Here is an 18,052-nt window from a genome sequence, read left to right as displayed (position 1 = left end):
GGGCCAGGGGGTGGATTCACCCGATCGGCCCTCTTCCGGTCGCCGGTCCCACCCGTTCGGCTCATGCTCGAAACGCCTGGTCGGACGCGTGGCGACCGCTGCGCACGACGCCCGGGCACCTGTACCACGAGGAAGGTGGCACCATGACGACCACTCCTGGCAGCACCCCGTCGGCGGGTGCCCCTGGCACGGCCGGCGGGCGACCGCCGACCCGATCCGGCAGCGGCAGCACCTGGGCGGCCGGCGGCACGGTGTTCGCCGGCGTGATGCTGGCGGTCAGCGGTGTCTTCACGCTCTTCGAAGGCATCGTCGCCCTGTCGAAGGACCAGGTGTACACAGTCATCAACGACTACATCTTCAAGTTCGACCTCACCGCCTGGGGCTGGATCCACCTCATCCTGGGCATCCTCCTGCTCGTCACGGGTCTCGCGATCCTCGCGGGCCAGAAGTGGGGCCGGATCCTGGGTATCGCCTTCGCGTCCCTGTCCGTGATCCTGCACTTCCTGTGGCTGCCGTACCAGCCGTTGTGGGCGATCGTCGCGATCGCGATCGCGGTGTTCATCATCTGGGCGCTGTGCACCGACAGCCGTGACGAGAACGTCCTCACAGGACCCTGACGTCCCCGAGGTGGCCGACGCGGCACCCCGCACCCACCGGTGGCCGGTTCCGTCCCAGGACGGGACCGGCCACCGGTTCGGGGGTCCCTTCCGGCACCGGCGTCCCTAGGCTGCATGCATACCGACTCAAGATCATCGTTCCCGGGGGGACCCATGTCTCAGCAGCCTCACCTCGTCCGGCCCCACCTCGTCCCGCAGCGCGGCGTCGACGCTCCGCGGGCCAGTCGCCGGACCCTGCTCGCCGGGCTGGTGGCGGCCGCGGTCGGCGGGCCGCTCCTGTCCTCGGCGGCGTCCGGTACGGCGTACGCGACCTCCGCCGACGACCTCTACAACTCCAACACCGACCTGTACCACTCGTTCCTCTCCTCCCCCGACCCGGCCGACGGCGAGGGCAAGGACTTCCAGCGGCGCTTCAAGCGCCACCAGATCGAGGACACCAGCAAGGACGGGCACCCCCCGTACATGCTGACGACGATCCTGGCGATCCACGGCGGCGGGATCGAGGTCGGCACGAGCGAGCTGTGCATGGGCATCGCCGGCTACGACCCGGAGTCGGGCGCCGTCTGGAAGCCGTACCCCGGACTGGCCGCGGGCGAGCCGGTCTACGACTTCTGGATGTTCGAGGGCATGCGCAGCTCCAGGAACTCGGAGCTGCACGTCACCTCCATCCACTGCGACGACCACATGGCCGTGTCGATGGCGGCGAGCAGCATGAACACGCTGAGCATCCACGGCCTCAAGTGGGAGCAGGCCTACCCCAAGTACGCGACCAACCCGGACGGACTGCCCGACAAGAAGGGCGTCGTCGTGGGCGGCCGGGACGGCTACTTCCGCGAGATCCTCACCACCCGCCTGCGCAACGCCGGCTTCCAGATCTTCCCGGGCACCGGGGACGTCAACGGGGACGAGGAGCTCAACATCTGCAACCGCACCATGAGCAAGCAGGGCGCCCAGCTGGAGCTCACCCGCGAGCTGCGCGACAGCTTCTTCTCCCCGACCGCCGACTCCCCCGCCGCCCGGGCCGCCTCCTGCAAGGAGAACGCCTCGTACAAGAAGTTCGTCCAGGCCTGCCGCGCAGCCATCGTCGAGCGCGAGCAGCTCCAGCGGGTGGAGGTCTTCATCGGCGCCTGAGCAGAGCGCCTCGTGGGCCTCGCGGCCCCTTGCGGGGCCCGCCGGGGTGTACCGGGCGGCGCGCCGCCCGGCCTTCCGCGCCCGGGCGCCGCGCACCTGCCAGGGTGGACGCGGCGGCCGGCGGCGATGCGCACCGGCCGCGCCGCGGCGCGCGCACGGGCGGGAGGCTCCATGGTGTCGGTCGGGAACACCCCGGTCCAGGACGCGTACGAGGAGACCGGCGGGCGCCGGGCGGCGACCGGGGCCCGGCTGCTGCGGCTGCTGTCCACCACCGATCACAAGGTGATCGGGTACCTGTACCTGGTCACGGCGTTCGGGTTCTTCCTGTTCGGCGGGATCCTGGCCCTGCTGATGCGGGCGGAGCTGGCCCGGCCGGGGCTGCAGCTGGTCTCGGCGGAGCAGTACAACCAGCTGTTCACCGTGCACGGCACCGTCATGATGCTGCTGTTCGCCACCCCGACCTTCACGGGCTTCGCCAACGCGGTGATGCCCCTGCAGATCGGGGCGCCGGACGTGGCCTTCCCCCGGCTGAACGCCTTCACCTACTGGGTGTACCTGTTCGGCGCGCTCACCGTGGTCAGCGGCTTCCTCACCGCCAACGGCTCGGCCGCGTTCGGCTGGTTCGCGTACGCGCCGCTCAACAGCAGCGTCTACTCCCCGGGGATCGGCGCCGACCTGTGGATCATGGGGCTGGTGGTGTCCGGGCTGAGCACCATCCTCGGCTCGGTGAACTTCGTCGCCACCATCGTGTGCCTGCGCGCACCCGGGATGACCCTGTTCCGGATGCCGATCTTCACCTGGAACGTGCTGTTCACCTCGATCCTCGCGCTGCTGGCCTTCCCCGTGCTGGCCGCCGCCCTCCTCGCACTGGAGGCCGACCGCAAGCTCGGGGCGCACGTCTTCGACTCGGCGTACGGCGGGGCCCTGTTGTGGCAGCACCTGTTCTGGTTCTTCGGGCATCCGGAGGTGTACATCGTGGCGCTGCCGTTCTTCGGCGTCGTCAGCGAGATCCTGCCGGTGTTCAGCCGGAAGCCGATCTTCGGGTATGCGGCGCTGGTCGGCGCGACGATCGCCATCACGGGCCTGTCCGCCACCGTGTGGGCGCACCACATGTTCGCCACGGGTGCGGTGCTGCTGCCGTTCTTCTCCCTGCTGTCGTTCCTGATCGCGGTGCCCACCGGGGTGAAGTTCTTCAACTGGATCGGCACGATGTGGAACGGCTCGCTCTCCTTCGAGACGCCGATGCTGTGGTGCGTCGGCTTCCTGGTGACCTTTCTCCTCGGCGGGTTGACCGGGGTGCTGGTGGCCTCGCCGCCCCTGGACTTCCAGCTCACCGACGGCTATTTCGTGATCGGCCACCTGCACTACGTGCTGTTCGGCACGATCGTCTTCGCGACGTTCGCCGGGTTCTACTTCTGGTGGCCCAAGTTCACCGGGCGGATGCTCGACGAGCGGCTGGGGAAGATCCACTTCTGGACCTTGTTCGTCGGCTTCCAGATCACCTTCCTGGGCCTGCACTGGCTCGGTGAGCAGGGCATGCCGCGCCGGTACGCCGACTACCTGGCCGCGGACGGGTTCACCCTGCTCAACAGCGTCTCCACGGTCGGGGCGTTCCTGCTGGGCCTGTCCACCCTGCCGTTCCTGTACAACGTCTGGCGCACCGCCCGGTACGGGGTCCGGGTGACGGAGGACGATCCGTGGGGGTGGGGGCGGTCGCTGGAGTGGGCCACCTCGTGCCCGCCGCCCCGGCACAACTTCGACCAGCTGCCCCGGATCCGCTCCGACTCCCCCGCTTTCGACCTGCACCACCCGGAGGTGAGTGCCTGATGCGGGCGGAGGCGTGGCTGTTCACGGGCGTGGCGCTGTTCTTCGCCGTCACCGGCGGGGTCTACGCCGCCTTCTCCTCCGACCCGGCGGGAATCGCCGCGCTGATGGTGTCCCTGCTGATGTCGGGGCTGGTGGCGCTGTTCCTGTGGCGGCAGGCGGGCCGGGCCGGGCCGCGCCCCGAGGACGATCCGACGGCCGAGGTCGCGGCGGCGGGCGGCCGCCGGTTCTTCTTCCCGGCGCGCAGCCTCGCCCCCGTGTGCACGGCGGCCGGTACGGCCCTGGTCGGTGTGGGCGTGGCCCAGGGGCTGTGGTTGGCCCTGATCGGGTTCGGGGTGCTGGCGCCGGGCGTCTACGGGTTCGTGTTCCGCGGCGGGGAATGGTCGGGGTAGCCGCCCCCGTCCGAGCCGTCGTGCCCGTCCTGGCCGTCGTACCCGCCCGGCCCTTCGTGCCCGCCGGGCCCGTCGTACCCGCCCGGCCCGTCGTACCCGTCGGGGCCGTCCGGCCCCGCCATCAGCAGCGCGATCCGCCGCCGGCGCTCCCGCGTCATCGGCCGCGGCAGCGGATCCCCGAAGTACCAGCGGCTCACGGCCCGCCGCAGCCGGCCCGCGGGAGGCGGGCCCTCCCGGTCCGCGGGCGGCGCGGGCAGGGGCCGGGGGGCGAGGTCGAGCTGGCGGACGTAGGCCTCCTCCAGGGGGACGGGGGCGTGCTGCGGGTGGTAGCCGCCCTCGACCGACTGGACGACGACTCCGGTCTCCGCCCCGGCCGTGACGAGCCGGACGTCCCGCGCCTGGAGGGCCAGGCACAGCCGGCGGGTCACCCAGAAGGACAGGGGCGGCAGCACGAACAGGGCGCCGCGCAGGGTCCAGGTGAGGGCCGGGAGGGGGACCTCGGTGATGAACGCGATCAGGTCCTGCGCTCCGGCGAGCAGCAGCACCAGGTAGCCGCTCAGGACGGATACGCCGAGGGCGGTCCGGGCGGGCCGGTTGCGGGGGCGGTCGCACAGGTGCCGCTCCCCGCCGGCCGCGCCGAGCCGGCGTTCGAGGAACGGGTAGAGGTAGAGGCCGGTGAACAGCAGGCCCGGCAGCACCACCCCGGCGACCAGCGGGTTCCACAGGAGGGTGTGGCCGAAGGCCCGGGTCTCCGTCCCGGGCATCAGCCGCAGCGCGCCCTCCAGGAACCCGACGTACCAGTCCGGCTGGGAACCGGTGGAGACGATGTCGGTGCGGTACGGCCCGTACGCCCAGACGGGGTTGATCTGCGCGAGGGCGGCGAGCGCCGCGGTCACCCCGGCGACGGCGAAGAACAGCCCGGCGGACTTGGCCGTGTAGTGCGGGAAGAGGGGTGGCCCCACGGCGTTGCGGCCGGTGCGGCCCGGCCCGCCCCACTGGGTGTGCTTGAGCCGGACCACCAGCAGCAGGTGCAGCGTGACCAGACCGACGAGCAGGCCCGGGACCAGCAGGATGTGCACGGGGTAGAGGCGGGGCACGATGTCGTGCCCGGGGTACTGGTCGCCGAAGACGAGGAACGACACGTACGTGCCGACGACCGGCAGGGACAGCATGATCCCCTGGGCGGTCCGCAGCCCGGTCCCGGACAGCAGGTCGTCGGGGAGCGAGTAGCCGGCGAACCCCTCGACGAGGGCCAGCAGGAACATGGTGACGCCCACCGCCCAGTTGGCCTCGCGGGGCCGGCGGAACGCCCCGGTGAAGAACACCCGCAGCAGGTGGGCGCCGATGGCGAAGACGAACACGAGCGCGGCCCAGTGGTGCATCTGACGGATCAGCAGGCCCCCGCGGACGTCGAAGCTGATGCGCAGGGTGGAGGCGTAGGCCTGGGAGACCGACAGGCCGTCCAGCGGGGTGTAGGCGCCGTGGTAGACGGTGTGCCGGAGGGAGGGGTGGAAGAAGAAGGTCAGCCAGGTGCCGGTGAGCAGGAGCACGAGCAGGCTGTAGAGGGCGATCTCCCCGAGCAGGAACGACCAGTGGTCCGGGAAGGCCTTGCGCACCCCGCTCCGTAGCACCTCGGCGAGCGGCAGTCGCGCGTCGAGCCTGCGCAAGTTCCGCCGGGCGGTCCGGCGGGCCCGGTGCGCGGCCCGCGCCTTCGTCCTCGACAGCACCACCGTCCGGACCCCTTCCCGTCGCCCTCCGCAAGCGAGCATGGCCGCTCGTGCGGGGCGGGGCGGGAGGGCGCGCGGGCGCCGAACGGGTGAGTTGCCCCGCGTCGGCCCGGCTCCCGCAGGAGTCGGGAGCCGGGCGGCCCCAAGAATCTGGGGGTGCGGCCGAGGAAGGGGAGGCGCATGCGCAGCACGGTGGTGAAGGTGTGCGCGGAGTGGGCGGTGCTGGTGGGGATCACGCTGGTCCTGATCACTTCGCCCGGGCCGGTCGAGTACGCGGTGGCGGCCGTGGGGGCCGCCGGTGCCACGGCCGTCGCCCGCCGTATGCGCCGCCTGGCGGACGTCCGGGTCCGGGGCCTGGACGGGCTCCTGCCCGCGCTGGCGCGGCTGCCCCTGGCCGCGGTGCGGGGCGCGGCCGTGCTGGCGTACGCGACCGTACGCCCCCGCGCCGTGGGCGCCCGTACCGGGCGGATCCGGCTGCGGGAGGGGGCGGACCCGGGGTGGGCGGCGCTGGTGCTGGGCTGGTCGGCCGACACGTGCGTGGTGGAATTCCCGCGGGGCCGGCCGGACGAGGTGGTCGTGCACCGGCTGGGCCGGCCGGCGGGCGGGCCCGCGGAGGTCCTGGGCCGGTCCGGCGGTGGCCGGTGAACGCCTGGGCGGTGGCGGCGCTGGTCCTGCTCGTCGGGCCGGCGCCGGTGGGTGTGTGGGCGGCGGCCCGGGGCAGTGCGGTCGAACGGCTGGTGGGCGTGGCCCTCGCCGGGACCGTGGCCGGGACCGTGCTGTTGCTGCTGCCGATGGCGTACGGCCGGCCGTCGTACCAGGACCTGGCCCTGGTGTGCGCCGTGCTCTCCCCCGCCGGGGTCCTGGTCCTCACGCGTTTCGCGGGGACCGGGCGGCCGCCGGGCGAGGAGGGCTGAGGTGGCCGCCGGTCACGCCGTGGCGCTGGTCCTGCTGTGGACGGGCGTCGCCTGTGTGCTGCTGTCCGCGCCGGCACTGGTCCGGCTCCACGGCGGCTACGGGCGGCTGCACGCCCTGGCTCCCGCGAGCGGGCCGGGCGTGCTGCTGGTCGCGGCCGCCGTGGCGGTGGAACAGGGCGTCGGCCGGGCCGCGGTCAAGACGCTGCTGATCGGGCTGCTGCTGTCCGTCGGCGGCACCGTGAGCACGATCGCGGTCGGCCAGGCCACCACCCGGGCCCGGCGGGGCGGCCGTGGCTGACGCGCTGATCGTGGTCTGCCTGCTGCTCGTCGTGGTGTGCGCGACCGTGGCCGTGCTGTGCCGGGAACCGGCGTGGGGACGGGAACCGGCGTGGCGACAGGAACGGGCGCGGTGACGGTCACGGGCGTGGGAGCGCAGGGTGAGGGACCGCAGCCGGCTGGTGCTGTTCGCCCTCGGTGCCCCGGTCGTCGGGGCCTTCTTCGCCGCGGCCTGCGTCCGGCTGCCGCCGTTCGGCACGGACGTCCACCCGTACGGGGACCGTGCGGTGGCCGCCGCCCTCGCCCACCGCACGGCAAACGTGGTCTCCTCGGTCAACTTCGACCTGCGGGCCCTGGACACCCTGGGCGAGGAGTCGATCCTGTTCACCACGGTGCTCGGCGCCACGCTGCTGCTGCGGCCGGCCCGTGACGAACGCAGGGCCCGGCCCCGCACCGAGCAGGCGGTGCCCACCACCCGGCTGTTCGGGGCCGTACTGCTGCCCGTCGCCCTGGTCGTCGGGGTGTACGTCGTCGCGCACGGGCAGCTCAGCCCGGGCGGCGGGTTCCAGGGCGGGGTGATCCTCGCGACCGCGCTGCACCTGGCCTACCTCGCCGCCGACTACCGGGTGCTGGAACGGGTGCGGCCGCTCGCCGCGCTCGACGTGGCCGACGCGCTCGCGGCGATGTCCTTCGCCCTGCTGGGCCTGGCGGGGCTGGCCGCCGGTGGGGCGTACCTCCAGAACGTGCTGCCCTTCGGCACGTTCGGGCAGATCACCTCGGGCGGTCTGGTCCCCGTGCTGAACGCGGCCGTCGGGATCGAGGTCGGCTCGGGCGTGATCGTGCTGCTGGCCCACTTCCTCGACCAGGCCGTCGAGGTCACCGAGCATCCCGACGGCGCCGGGGCCGCCGCAACGGGAACCGCAACCGCAACCGGAGCGGGAGCGGGAGCGGGAGCGGGAGCGACCGGACCGCAGGAGGAGCAGAGCTGATGGAACCGCTGGAGTCCCTGCCGTTCCTGGCGGCCGGCTGGGTGCTGCTGGTCGCCCTCTACGGCCTGGTGACCAGTCGTCACCTCATCCACGCGGTGGGCTGCCTGGCCGTCGCCCAGACCTCCACCTACCTGCTGCTGCTCGGGGTCGGCTACCGGCGCGGGGCCACCGCACCCGTGTACAGCGACCTCACGCCCGGCAGCCGGCCCGTGGTCGACCCGGTGGTCCAGGCGCTGACCCTCACCGACATCGTGGTCGGGGCCACCGTCACCGCGCTGCTGCTCGCCCTCACCCTCCAGATCCGCAAACGGCACGGGACGGTCGACCCACGGGCGCTCACCGCACTCCGGGGCTGACGGCGTGCGGCTCCCCGGCGCCGAGGCCCTGCTGCCGCTGGCCGTGGTGGTCCCGCTGGTCGGCGCCGCGGTACTGGCCGTGGTCGGGCGGTGGTTGCCGCGGCTCGGCTGCGACGTCGTGGCCACCGCCACCGCCGCACTGGACCTCGGATGCCTGGTCGCCCTGTGGCCCGCCGCCGCGGACCGGGCGACGGCCCGGCCCGGCGGCTGGCCCGCCCAGATCGGCATCGTGCTGGCCGTCGACCCGGTCGGGGCGGGGCTGGCCCTGCTCTGCTCGGCGCTGGTCCTCGCGGTGCTGGTGTACAGCTGGCGGTACTTCGACGAGCCGGCCGGTGAGCGGCAGGGCCTCTTCCCCGCGCTGCTGCTGGTGTTCGAGGCGGGGATGGTCGGGTTCGTGGTCACCGCCGACCTGTTCGACGCGTTCGTCTTCTTCGAGCTGATGGGCGTGGCGGCGTACGCGCTGACCGGGTACCGCATCGAGGACCCGCGGCCGCTCCAGGGCGCGCTGACCTTCGGCATGGTCAACTCCGTGGCGGCGTACTGCACCCTGCTGGGCATCGGCATGCTCTACGCCCGCACCGGGGAGCTGAACCTGGCCCGGATCGGGGAGCGGCTCGGGCAGCGGCCCGTGGACGTGCTGGTGGTGGCCGGATTCGTCCTGGTGGCCACCGCGCTGCTGGTGAAGGCCGCCGCGGCGCCGTTCCACTTCTGGTTGCCCGACGCGCACGCGGTGGCTCCGACGCCGGTGTGCATGCTGATGTCCGGGGCGATGGTCGAGCTCGGGGTGTACGGGCTGGCGCGGATCTACTGGTCGGTGTTCTCCGGTCCCGGCGGGGTGCCGCCGGAGGTCTTCCGGAGCACGTTCGTGGCGCTGGGCGCGGTCACGGCCCTGCTGGGGGCGCTGATGTGCTGGCAGCAGCGGCACCTCAAGCGGATGCTGGCCTTCTCCACCGTGAGCCATGTCGGGCTGTTCCTGATCTGCGTCGCCCTGCTCACCCCGGCCGCCACGGCCGCGGGCGCGCTGTACGTCGCCGGGCACGGGTGTGCGAAGGCGGCGCTGTTCGGGCTGACCGGGGTGCTGCTGGACCAGTACGGCTCGGTGGACGAGCACGGGCTGCGCGGCCGGGGCCGCGGCCACCGGTTCGTCGGGGTCCTGTTCGTCCTCGGTGGTCTGCTGCTCGCGGGGCTCCCGCCGGCGGGCACGGGCCTGGGCAAGGCGCTCGCCGAGGCGGAGTCGGAGCCGGCGGTGGCGGCGGTGTTCGTGCTGGCCTCGGCCGTCACCGGGGCCACGGTGCTGCGGGCGGCGGGACGGATCTTCTGGGCGGCGGGGCGCAAGCCTGCGCAGGGCCCCCGCGACACCGGGACCACCGGCGAGGGCGAGGAACCGGAGGTGCGCGCCCGTGCCCGGCGGGCGCCCCGGCCCATGGTCGTGGTGCCGGCCCTCCTGCTCGGGGTGTGCGTCCTGCTCGGCGTGCTGCCGGGCGTGGGCGAGGCGCTCGGGCACGGGGCGGAGCTGTTCACGGACCGTCAGGGGTACGCGGCGGCCGTCGCGGGGAGCCCGGTGGCCGGGCACCACCCCGGCGCGGTGCCGGGGCCGGAGACCGGCTGGCACGCCGACGCCTTCGGGCCGGCCCTCGGCACCGTCGTGCTGGCCTGTCTGCTGGCGGGGGCCGCCCTGTTCGGCCGGGCCCCGGCGCGGGTGCGGCGGGCGGCCACGGGCGCGGTACGGCCGGTGCGACGGCTGCACTCGGGGCTGCTGGGCGACTACGTGGCCTGGCTCACGGCCGGGGTCGCGGCCCTGCTGATCGCCGTGGCCGCGCAGACGCTCGGCCCGTGACCCGCCCCGGGCCCCACCCTGCGGGCCTGCGCCCCGACCGCTGCGCTCTGCGCGAATCCGGTCGGACGTTCGGGGGCCGGCGTGCTTGGCTGCACTCATGGAGATCTTGGTTCTGGGTGGAACGGCCTGGCTGGGCCGGGAGTTGGCGCGACAGGCGGTGGAGCGCGGGCACGCGGTGACGTGCCTGGCGCGGGGCGAGAGCGGCGCCGTGGCCGAGGGGGCACGGCTGGTCGCGGCGGACCGGCGCGAGCCGGGGGCGTACGCGGCACTGGCGGACCGGACCTGGGACGCGGTGGTGGAGGTGTCCTGGCAGCCCGGCTTCGTCCGCGGGGCGCTGGCGGCGCTGGGCGACCGGGCACGGCACTGGGTCTACGTCTCCTCCGTCAGCGCGTACGCCGGCCGGGGCATCGAGGACACGGACGAGAGCACGCCCCTGCTGGAGCCGACCGGTCGGGACGAGGTGGACCGCTCGCTGTACGGCGAGGCCAAGGTCGCCTGCGAGCAGGCGTCCACGGCCGCCGTGGGCGACCGGCTGCTGATCGCGCGGGCCGGTCTGATCGGCGGCCCGGGCGACCACAGCGGGCGGTCCGGCTACTGGGTGGCCCGCGCGGCGCGCGCCCCGCAGGCACCGCTGCTGGTGCCCGGCACTCCGGAGCTGCCGACCCAGACCGTGGACGTGCGGGACCTGTCCGCGTGGCTGCTGGACCGCGCCGAGCACGGGACCACCGGGACGTACGACGCGGTGGGCCCGGTCGTGCCGTTCGCGGAGTGGATCGAGCTGTCGCGGAGCGTCGGCGGGCACACCGGGCCGGTGGTCACCGCCGCCTCGCAGTGGCTGCTCGACCAGGGCGTGGCCCAGTACATGGGTCCGGAGTCGCTGCCGATGTGGCTGGTGGAGAAGGGCTGGGAGGGCTGGTCGGGCCGCAGCGGTGCGGCGGCGCGGGCGGCGGGGCTGCGCCACCGGCCGCGGGTCGAGCTGCTGGCCGACACCCTCGTCTGGGAACGGGCGGAAGGCCTGGACCGGCCCCGGCGGGCCGGCCTCAGCGCGGCGCGGGAGCAGGAGCTGCTCGACGCCCTCGGGTGACGGCTCACCCGAGGGCCGGACGGGGCGGTCGCCGGGCGGTCACAGGCCCCCGGAGTACAGGAGCCGGTTGGGCGTCTCGGCGGGGACCGAGGTGAGGACGTCGCGGGTGGCCCGTTCGGTCATCCAGGACCGGACCTGGGCCGGGGTCGCGGTCGGGTGCGCGGCGAGGTAGAGGGCGGCCACCCCGGTGGCGTGCGGGGCCGCCCAGGAGGTGGCGGTGGACTCGTCCTGGACGGTGCCGCCGCCCGCCACCACCGAGGTGATCCGGCCGCCGGGCGCGTACAGGTCGACGCAGCGGCCGTGGCCGGAACCGTAGCCCTCCGAGTCGGTCCAGTGCCGGTCCTCGGGGGTGGCGGCGGCGACCACGACCACCCCCTTCACCCCGACCGGGGAGTGCCCGCAGGCGTCGTCGTTGAAGTTGCCGGCCGCGACCACGGTGGTGATCCCGGCGTCGACCATGCGCTGGACGGCGGCGTCGACCGTGGCGGAACGGTTCTTGAGGTTCAGGGACATGTTGACCACGGCCGGCCGGTGGGCGTGGGCGGTCACCCAGTCGGCGGCCTTGACGACGGCCTCGTCGTCGCCCGCCGGGCCGCCGCCCGGTCCCTTGGGCGCCGGGGTGACGTCCTGGGGGCGGGAGGCGCTGCCGCCGCCCTCGTCGCATCCGACGGCCTGGACCCGTACGAGCTGGGCGCGCGGGGCGATGCCGTACGTCCGGCCGGCGATGATGCCCGCCACGAAGGTGCCGTGACCAAGCCCGCTGCCGTCGAAGCAGTCTCCGGCGTCCTTCGCGCCCACGAAGTCGGCGCCGAGGCTCGCCCGGCCGGCGAACTCCGCGTGCGTGACGTCCAGGCCGGTGTCGATCACGTAGACCGTCACCCCGGAGCCGTCCGTGGCGGCGCCGAACTTCCCGTCGAGCGGCCGCTTGCGCTGGTCGAGCCGGTCCAGGTGCCAGGGGGTGCCCGTCCTGACGGCGGGTTTCCCGCCGGAGCCGCCGGAGCCGCCCGGCTCGCCCGGCGCGCCCGGCCCGCCCGGGCCGCCCGGGCCGCCGGTCGGGGCCGCCGTCGGATGGGCCGTGCCGGAGGGCGCCGGCTTGCCGCTGCCGGAACCGCCCGGGCCGGACGGGTCCCCGGCGGCCCCTTCCTCGCCGGAGGGGGTGCAGGCCGCCAGGCCCAGCACCGCCGCCGCCACGACCGCCACCCACGCCGTGCCACCACCGTGTCCGCGTCGTCCCATGTCCCGTCGTCCCGTCCCCTGGTCGGTCCTGCGTCAGCGGCGGAGACGACGCCGGACGCGCCGTCGGTTGCGGCCGCGGACCCGGCGCGCGATGACGTTCCGTGCCACGGCCGATACACAAGGTCGCGCAGAATAATTCCTCCCGAACTGCGTTTTAAGTGGACGAAGCGGGGAATGTGAGCCAGTAGGCCTACGAGGCGAGCGAGGGAGTTCGACTGGAGTAGCCGACTTCGGCGGAAAGTAGTGGAGTCCGCCCGGGCCGACGTCTCCGGTGGGCTGAGAGGCCCGAGGGTGAACAGGTACGCAGGACACCGACACCCGAGGGCGACCTCCATCACCTGATCCGGGCAATGCCGGCGCAGGGAGCCCGCTTCGTAGGTCGTCGGCGTGCGCGTCCGCAGGCCCGACGCGTTGCGGGGCCGTGGTGCAAGGGGCAGGGTCGAGGAGGTGGCGCAGGCCCGACCGACGGAGGCGACGATGCCCATTGCCACGGTGAACCCGGCGACCGGTGAGACGGTCCGCACCTTCGACGCGCTGGGTCCCGACGGCGTCGAGCAGTGCCTCGCCGACGCCGCGCACGCCTTCGGCACGTTCCGCACCAGCACCTTCGCGCAGCGCTCCGCGCTCCTGACGCGGGCGGCCGATCTGCTGGAGGCGGAGAACGAGGACATCGCCCGGACGATGACGCTCGAGATGGGCAAGCCCCTCACGGCGGCCCGCGCCGAGGCCGCCAAGTGCGTCAAGGCCATGCGCTGGTACGCCGAGCACGCCGAATCCCTGCTGGCCGACGAGCACCCCGCCGAGTCCGACGTCCGCGACAGCGGGGCGGCCACGGTCCGGGCGCACTACCGGCCGCTCGGGGTGGTCCTCGCCGTGATGCCGTGGAACTTCCCGCTCTGGCAGGTCGTACGGTTCGCCGCGCCGGCGCTGATGGCCGGCAACGTCGGCCTGCTCAAGCACGCCTCCAACGTCCCCCAGACGGCCCTGTACCTGGGCGGGCTGTTCGAGCGGGCGGGCTACCCGCACGGCTGCTTCCAGACCCTCCTGATCGGCGCCCGCGCGGTCGAGGCCGTGCTGCGCGACGACCGGGTCGCCGCGGCCACGCTCACCGGCAGCGAACCCGCCGGCCGGTCGGTGGCCTCGGTGGCGGGCAGCGAGGTCAAGAAGACGGTGCTGGAGCTCGGCGGCAGCGACCCGTTCGTGGTGATGCCCTCGGCCGACATCGAGCGGGCGGCACGGACCGCCGTCACGGCGCGGGTGCAGAACAACGGCCAGTCCTGCATCGCCGCCAAACGCTTCATCGTGCACACCGACGTCTACGACGAGTTCGCCGAGCGGTTCACCGCGGGCATGGCCGCGCTCCGGGTCGGAGACCCGATGCGGGAGACGACCGACGTCGGCCCCCTGGCCACCGAGCAGGGCCGCTCCGACCTGGAGGAACTCGTCGACGACGCGGTCGGGCGCGGCGCGGACGTGCTCTGCGGCGGGCGCCGCCCGCCGGAGCAGGAGCGGGGCTGGTTCTACGAGCCGACCGTCCTGGCCGGGATCACCTCCGAGATGCGCATCGACCAGGAGGAGACCTTCGGCCCGGTCGCCACGCTCTACCGGGTGGCCGACCTCGACGCCGCGGTCGAGCGGGCCAACCACACGCCGTTCGGGCTCAGCTCGAACGTGTGGACCCGTGACGGGGCCGAGGTCGAGCGGTTCGTGCGCGACCTGCAGGCCGGCGGCGTGTACGTCAACGGGATGACCGCCTCGCACCCCGCGCTGCCGTTCGGCGGCGTCAAGCGCTCGGGCTACGGCCGGGAGCTGTCCGGCCACGGCATCCGCGAGTTCTGCAACGTCACCACCGTGTGGCAGGCGGCCGGCTGACCGCCGTGGTGCGCACGCGGGTGATCGTCTCGGGGCGGGTCCAAGGGGTCTGGTTCCGCGAGAGCTGCCGGACCGAGGCCCTGGCGCAGGGCGTCACCGGATGGGTGCGGAACCTGCCCGACGGCGCGGTCGAGGCGGTGTTCGAGGGCCCCGAGGACGCCGTCGCCCGCATGGTGCGCTGGGCCCGCACGGGGCCACCGACGGCGCGGGTCCAGGACGTACAGGTGCAGGAGGACACGGCGGTCGCCGCATCCGAGCGGCTGTACGGGTTCGAGGTACGGCCCACACCACGCGACGGCTGACGTCCTGCGGGGCGGGGCCGCGTGACGGCCGCGGCCGGGGGTAGGCGCGGGGCGACGGAAGCCGGGCGGAGGAAGGCAGGGACGGTCATGCCCCGGGTGGCGGTGGAAGGAGCCGAGGTCGTCGTGCGGCTGTCCCCGGCGGAGGCGCTGGCCGCGCGCCGCCGCAGGGTGCGCGTGCCGGCCGCTGCGGTGCGCCGGGTGTACGTGGAGACGGCGTGGTGGCGGGCGCTGCGCGGGACACCGGTCCGGGGCGGGAGCTCGCCGGGCCGGTCGATCGGCGTCCGGCGGACGCCCCGGGGCGAGGACTTCACGGTGGTCCACGGCCTCGGCCCGGTCCTCTGCCTGGAACTGGGCGCCGGCGCCCCCTTCGGCCTCCTCGCCCTGTCCGTCCCCGACCCCGAGGAGACCGCGCGCACCCTGCGCCCGGCGCTCTCCCTGGAGCCGGAGCCGGAACCGGATCCGGAGCCGGCCGCGCCGGAACCGCCCCCCGTACGGCGGCCGCGCCTCCAGCACGAGGGCGGCACCGTGGACGACCACGGCCGCGAGCCCGGATCCCCCTCCCGCACCGGCACCGGCGCCCAGCCCCCGGCCGACGCCGCCCGCGTCGCCCGGGCCAGGGCCGGACGCGAACGGGACGACTGACGGGCGCGGCGCGTAGCGGGGCGGCCACGGGCCGCGCGTGGACGAGCTGAGTCGGCCGGTCCGTGCCTATGCTGGAAGCGGCGGCCGGCCTGCGGTGAGCGGCCCGGGGCGGCCGTCCCGGCGGCCGCGGGCACGCACCCCTCCTGTAATCCCCCGCGCCTGCGGCGCCGGTCCGGCGGCTCAGCCCACCGTGCGCGCCAGGACCTCCAGGCGCCGCTCGACCCGGGTCAGCAGCTCCGGGTCCAAGGTCGGCAGTGCCTGGAGCAGGCTGAGCAGGTCGGGGCCCGCCTCCGCCGCCTCGTCCGGATCGGCGATCCGGGTCCAGCAGTACAGAGCGCCGGCGGCGGCCGCCAGGACCTCGGTGGCGTCGGAGGGCTGGCGGGCCAGCCGGGTCCGGCCGGCGCTGATCCACAGCCGGGTGGCCTGCGGGTGGTCCTCCGCCATCCGGGCCAGGTCGGCACGGATCTCCCGCCAGTGCGTGGCCTCGGGCGAGGTCCTGCCGCAGGTCTGGATCGCGTAGTCCTCCCACTCCCGGGCCAGCGTGGCGGCCTCCGGGTGCTGCCCGGAGGTGGCCAGCGCGTGGATGTGCGGGCGCGGGTCCGTACCGGGCCCGGCGGTCGGCGGCAGCGGGGGGAGCGGCGGCAGGGGCGGCTGCGGCAGCACGGCCAGGGTCGCCGTGTCGGCCCGGGGGGTCGGGTCGGACGTACGCGACGGGCCGCCGGCGAAGACCGCCTCGTCGGGCTTCGCGTCCTCGGGCTGCGTGCCGGGGGGCGGCGCGTCGGCAGCGGGCTCGGCGCCGCCGGCCCACGGTTCCTCCCCGACCGGCACACCGACTGACGGTGCGTCAGCGCCCCGGGCGCCGTCGCGCGGCGCCGCGGCGCCGAAGCCGGACCCCGCGTCGGCCCGCTCGTGGTGCGGATGCGCCGATCGCGCCCCGCCCCGCTCCGGGTCCTGCGCAGCGCTCGGGGCGTGGGCGGCGGGGCCGTACCGGGACGCCTCGGGGACGAAGCCCGCCGGGCCGCGGCCCGGGGCCGGGGACGACGCCAGCTCCCGCGTGGACGGCAGGACCAGGGCGCCGGGCGGGAGGGCGGCGGAGCCCACCGCGAAGGCGTGCAACTGGGCGTTGGCCGGCCGGTTGGGCACGCGCCGCAGCTCGTCGATCCAGTGCCGGGTGTAGGTGCTGACGGCTTCGCCGCCGCCGGCGAACGCGGGCGGGACGACCACCCCGTAGACCTCGGTGGCGGGGGGTGTGAGCGGCGCGGTGCCCTGCTCCTGGAGCACCGGCCACGCGGTCCTGTCCGCCGCGAGGTCGAGGACGATCGTGGTCAGTCCGGCCGGGCGGCCGCGCAGTTCGGTGGCCAGCCACTCCCAGGGCAGTGCCGTGTACCGGACCGAGGAGGCCGTGGTGCCGGCCAGCGCCAGGTGGAGCCGGCGGCCGCGGCGGTCGAGGGTGAGCCGGCCGGAGAGGTAGATCAGCAGCGGGCCCGCGGTCGCGGCGGCGGCGCGCAGGCGCATCAGCAGGGTGTTCGGGTCCCGGGCGCCGTCCAGGTACGTGGTGTCGCTGGGGACCTGACTGCCCAGCAGGAGCTCGGGGGGCACCACGGCGAGCGCGGCCAGGTTCGCACTCGGTGCGACCTGGACCGCGCGCCGCCGCACGGCGGCGTCCCCCGCTATCAGGAGGACATGCCCCCGCTGCCGCTGACCTGCGCCGTCGATGTGCATGAACAGAAGGTACTCACAATCCGGTGCGCCCCGTCGCACACGGTGCCCGAAGACGGCCCGCCCCGTGCGGAATCCGTCGCGTTCGCCCGGTCTGCGCCGCCTTCAGTCGGCCGGCGCGGTGGTCACCACCAGCGGCGGACGGGCGCGTTCCGCCTGCCAGTCACGGCTGTGCACGAGGTCGGGGTCGGCGACCGTCAGAGCCTCGGCCACGGTGGGGCGGCGCTGGGTGACGTCGCGGAAGCCGCTCCGGTGGAGCAGGGCGGGGAACAGGTCCACGGGCCAGGCGTGGTTGGGCACCGCCTGCCAGGTGCCGTCCGTGCGGCGCAGCCGCACGGTGAACTCCTCGCCCACGCCGGGGCTCTGCCCGGCCTCGCCGATCCGGGTGGAGGCGTACGTGACGCCGGTGCAGTGGGGGTCGGTGGTCAGCAGGACGAAGGGGGCGCCGGGGCGCAGCAGTCGGCGGACCTCGGTGAGGACCGCGATCAGTGCCTCCTGCGTGGGCACCGAGGCGAGGACGTGGTTGCACATCACGGCGTCCGCGCAGCCGTCGGGCAGGCCGGTCACCCGGCCGTGCTCCACCAGGTGGTACTCGGCGACGGCGGTGGCGGTGCGGCGGGCCAGCGCGAGCATCTGCGGTGAGGTGTCCACGCCCACCACCCGGGCGCCCAGCCGCCGGGCCGCGGCGTCGGCCACGGTGCCCGGCCCGCAGCCGTAGTCGATCAGGAGGTCGCCCGGGCCGATGCGGCGGGCCAGCTCCTGGAAGACGAACGGATAGCCGAGCAGCCAGTCCGTGGCCGCCTCCACCGCGGCGAACGCCCGCGCCCCCTCGGGCCCGGACCAGGCGCCGCCCTCCGCGTCCCCGGGCAGGGGCCCCGGGCCCTGCGAGTTCTCGTGCACGGCCCCACTATCGACCCCCCGGGCCCCGGTGCGGGCGCTACGACACGGCGGGCCCGTGCGACGGCGGTGCACGGTGGCCGGAACCGATCCAACGGAATGTCAGACTCCCTCTACGGACTGGTAACTTCCGCTCGTCGTCCACCGCATGCGCACCACACGCGCACCACATGCGCACGACACCCGCACGTCATCTGCACGAAGGAAACACCGTGATACGTCCGCGCCACGCGGCGG

Annotated in this window: 19 protein-coding genes and 1 riboswitch; of the genes, 15 read left to right on the top strand and 4 right to left on the bottom strand. The window is 74.8% G+C overall.

Going from position 1 to position 18,052, the window contains the following annotated elements; genetic code table 11:
• Positions 1 to 143 precede the first annotated feature (143 nt).
• From EF918_RS19855 to EF918_RS19840, 4 genes are all read left to right on the top strand, one after another.
• Entirely contained in the window at positions 144 to 617 is a 474-nt protein-coding gene (locus tag EF918_RS19855; RefSeq protein ID WP_125648108.1) for a hypothetical protein, read from the top strand.
• A 153-nt stretch (positions 618 to 770) separates the two neighbouring features.
• Positions 771 to 1,748, top strand: a complete 978-nt coding sequence (locus tag EF918_RS19850; RefSeq protein ID WP_185921828.1) for a poly-gamma-glutamate hydrolase family protein — start codon at positions 771 to 773, stop codon at positions 1,746 to 1,748.
• Between the two features lie 171 nt (positions 1,749 to 1,919).
• Positions 1,920 to 3,575 carry a cytochrome c oxidase subunit I gene (ctaD, locus tag EF918_RS19845; RefSeq protein WP_125648105.1) on the top strand — a complete coding sequence of 552 codons (1,656 nt, stop codon included), beginning with the start codon at positions 1,920 to 1,922 and terminating at the stop codon, positions 3,573 to 3,575.
• Positions 3,575 to 3,964 carry a cytochrome c oxidase subunit 4 gene (locus EF918_RS19840; protein WP_125648102.1) on the top strand — a complete coding sequence of 130 codons (390 nt, stop codon included), beginning with the start codon at positions 3,575 to 3,577 and terminating at the stop codon, positions 3,962 to 3,964. The genes ctaD and EF918_RS19840 overlap by 1 nt, the downstream gene beginning before the upstream one ends.
• Here the strand turns inward: EF918_RS19840 and EF918_RS19835 are convergent.
• On the bottom strand, positions 3,925 to 5,694 hold the full coding sequence (locus EF918_RS19835) for a cytochrome bc complex cytochrome b subunit (RefSeq protein ID WP_125648099.1): 1,770 nt from the start codon (positions 5,692 to 5,694) through the stop codon (positions 3,925 to 3,927). The two genes, EF918_RS19840 and EF918_RS19835, sit on opposite strands and share 40 nt — an antisense overlap.
• A gap of 177 nt (positions 5,695 to 5,871) precedes the next feature.
• Here EF918_RS19835 and EF918_RS37090 point away from each other — a divergent pair, with 177 nt between their 5' ends.
• The 8 genes from EF918_RS37090 to EF918_RS19805 all read left to right on the top strand — a co-directional run bounded on the left by EF918_RS37090 (position 5,872) and on the right by EF918_RS19805 (position 11,147).
• Positions 5,872 to 6,336: a hypothetical protein gene (locus EF918_RS37090; protein WP_185921827.1), complete on the top strand. Its 465-nt coding sequence runs from the start codon at positions 5,872 to 5,874 to the stop codon at positions 6,334 to 6,336.
• On the top strand, positions 6,333 to 6,605 hold the full coding sequence (locus EF918_RS37085; RefSeq protein WP_185921826.1) for an MrpF/PhaF family protein: 273 nt from the start codon (positions 6,333 to 6,335) through the stop codon (positions 6,603 to 6,605). Before EF918_RS37090 ends, EF918_RS37085 begins: the two co-directional genes overlap by 4 nt.
• 1 nt (position 6,606) lies before the next feature.
• Complete coding sequence (locus tag EF918_RS19825) at positions 6,607 to 6,903, top strand: monovalent cation/H(+) antiporter subunit G (protein WP_125648096.1); 297 nt, start codon at positions 6,607 to 6,609, stop codon at positions 6,901 to 6,903.
• Positions 6,896 to 7,018, top strand: a complete 123-nt coding sequence (locus EF918_RS38310) for a hypothetical protein (protein ID WP_260610392.1) — start codon at positions 6,896 to 6,898, stop codon at positions 7,016 to 7,018. Before EF918_RS19825 ends, EF918_RS38310 begins: the two co-directional genes overlap by 8 nt.
• 42 nt (positions 7,019 to 7,060) lie before the next feature.
• Positions 7,061 to 7,870 (top strand): MnhB domain-containing protein, encoded by an 810-nt coding sequence (locus EF918_RS19820; RefSeq protein ID WP_260610395.1) that lies wholly within the window; start codon positions 7,061 to 7,063, stop codon positions 7,868 to 7,870.
• Positions 7,871 to 7,878: 8 nt separating this feature from the next.
• A complete protein-coding gene (locus EF918_RS19815; protein ID WP_125648114.1) occupies positions 7,879 to 8,226 on the top strand; it encodes a sodium:proton antiporter in 348 nt (115 codons plus the stop codon).
• A gap of 4 nt (positions 8,227 to 8,230) precedes the next feature.
• A complete protein-coding gene (locus tag EF918_RS19810) occupies positions 8,231 to 10,063 on the top strand; it encodes a complex I subunit 5 family protein (protein WP_125648090.1) in 1,833 nt (610 codons plus the stop codon).
• A 97-nt stretch (positions 10,064 to 10,160) separates the two neighbouring features.
• A complete protein-coding gene (locus tag EF918_RS19805; RefSeq protein ID WP_125648087.1) occupies positions 10,161 to 11,147 on the top strand; it encodes an NAD-dependent epimerase/dehydratase family protein in 987 nt (328 codons plus the stop codon).
• Between the two features lie 39 nt (positions 11,148 to 11,186).
• On the opposite strand, the gene EF918_RS19800 is transcribed toward EF918_RS19805, so the two are convergent.
• On the bottom strand, positions 11,187 to 12,383 hold the full coding sequence (locus EF918_RS19800; RefSeq protein ID WP_125648085.1) for a S8 family peptidase: 1,197 nt from the start codon (positions 12,381 to 12,383) through the stop codon (positions 11,187 to 11,189).
• 193 nt (positions 12,384 to 12,576) lie between these two features.
• A riboswitch (TPP riboswitch) is annotated at positions 12,577 to 12,765 on the top strand.
• 95 nt (positions 12,766 to 12,860) lie between these two features.
• On the opposite strand from EF918_RS19800, the gene EF918_RS19795 reads away from it, so the two are divergent.
• The 3 genes from EF918_RS19795 to EF918_RS37080 all read left to right on the top strand — a co-directional run bounded on the left by EF918_RS19795 (position 12,861) and on the right by EF918_RS37080 (position 15,199).
• Positions 12,861 to 14,255, top strand: a complete 1,395-nt coding sequence (locus tag EF918_RS19795) for an NADP-dependent succinic semialdehyde dehydrogenase (RefSeq protein ID WP_125648082.1) — start codon at positions 12,861 to 12,863, stop codon at positions 14,253 to 14,255.
• The gene (locus EF918_RS19790) at positions 14,237 to 14,557 is read left to right on the top strand and encodes an acylphosphatase (RefSeq protein ID WP_260610390.1); all 321 of its coding nucleotides are present in this window, start codon (positions 14,237 to 14,239) and stop codon (positions 14,555 to 14,557) included. The genes EF918_RS19795 and EF918_RS19790 overlap by 19 nt, the downstream gene beginning before the upstream one ends.
• Positions 14,558 to 14,644: 87 nt before the next feature.
• The gene (locus EF918_RS37080) at positions 14,645 to 15,199 is read left to right on the top strand and encodes a hypothetical protein (RefSeq protein ID WP_185921825.1); all 555 of its coding nucleotides are present in this window, start codon (positions 14,645 to 14,647) and stop codon (positions 15,197 to 15,199) included.
• Positions 15,200 to 15,379: 180 nt separating this feature from the next.
• Here EF918_RS37080 and EF918_RS19780 read toward each other — a convergent pair whose 3' ends face one another.
• Both EF918_RS19780 and EF918_RS19775 read right to left on the bottom strand, forming a co-directional pair.
• The gene (locus EF918_RS19780; protein WP_125648079.1) at positions 15,380 to 16,921 is read right to left on the bottom strand and encodes a hypothetical protein; all 1,542 of its coding nucleotides are present in this window, start codon (positions 16,919 to 16,921) and stop codon (positions 15,380 to 15,382) included.
• Positions 16,922 to 17,023: 102 nt separating this feature from the next.
• Positions 17,024 to 17,818: a class I SAM-dependent methyltransferase gene (locus tag EF918_RS19775; protein WP_185921824.1), complete on the bottom strand. Its 795-nt coding sequence runs from the start codon at positions 17,816 to 17,818 to the stop codon at positions 17,024 to 17,026.
• Positions 17,819 to 18,052: the final 234 nt, after the last annotated feature.

Origin of the sequence: Streptomyces sp. WAC06614, assembly GCF_003949795.1 — a bacterium.
Taxonomy (GTDB): Bacteria; Actinomycetota; Actinomycetes; order Streptomycetales; family Streptomycetaceae; genus Streptomyces.
The sequence above is the reverse complement of the archived record's forward strand: the minus strand, read 5'-3'. Positions and strand labels throughout refer to the sequence as shown.

Excerpts from the sequence above, each read along its gene's own strand:
- EF918_RS19855 (WP_125648108.1), top strand. The coding sequence starts at position 144 with ATGACGACCACTCCTGGCAGCACCCCGTCGGCGGGTGCCCCTGGCACG.
- EF918_RS19850 (WP_185921828.1), top strand. The coding sequence starts at position 771 with ATGTCTCAGCAGCCTCACCTCGTCCGGCCCCACCTCGTCCCGCAGCGC.
- ctaD (WP_125648105.1), top strand. The coding sequence starts at position 1,920 with ATGGTGTCGGTCGGGAACACCCCGGTCCAGGACGCGTACGAGGAGACC.
- EF918_RS19840 (WP_125648102.1), top strand. The coding sequence starts at position 3,575 with ATGCGGGCGGAGGCGTGGCTGTTCACGGGCGTGGCGCTGTTCTTCGCC.
- EF918_RS37090 (WP_185921827.1), top strand. The coding sequence starts at position 5,872 with ATGCGCAGCACGGTGGTGAAGGTGTGCGCGGAGTGGGCGGTGCTGGTG.
- EF918_RS19805 (WP_125648087.1), top strand. The coding sequence starts at position 10,161 with ATGGAGATCTTGGTTCTGGGTGGAACGGCCTGGCTGGGCCGGGAGTTG.
- EF918_RS19800 (WP_125648085.1), bottom strand. The coding sequence starts at position 12,383 with ATGGGACGACGCGGACACGGTGGTGGCACGGCGTGGGTGGCGGTCGTG.
- EF918_RS19795 (WP_125648082.1), top strand. The coding sequence starts at position 12,861 with ATGCCCATTGCCACGGTGAACCCGGCGACCGGTGAGACGGTCCGCACC.
- EF918_RS37080 (WP_185921825.1), top strand. The coding sequence starts at position 14,645 with ATGCCCCGGGTGGCGGTGGAAGGAGCCGAGGTCGTCGTGCGGCTGTCC.
- EF918_RS19780 (WP_125648079.1), bottom strand. The coding sequence starts at position 16,921 with ATGCACATCGACGGCGCAGGTCAGCGGCAGCGGGGGCATGTCCTCCTG.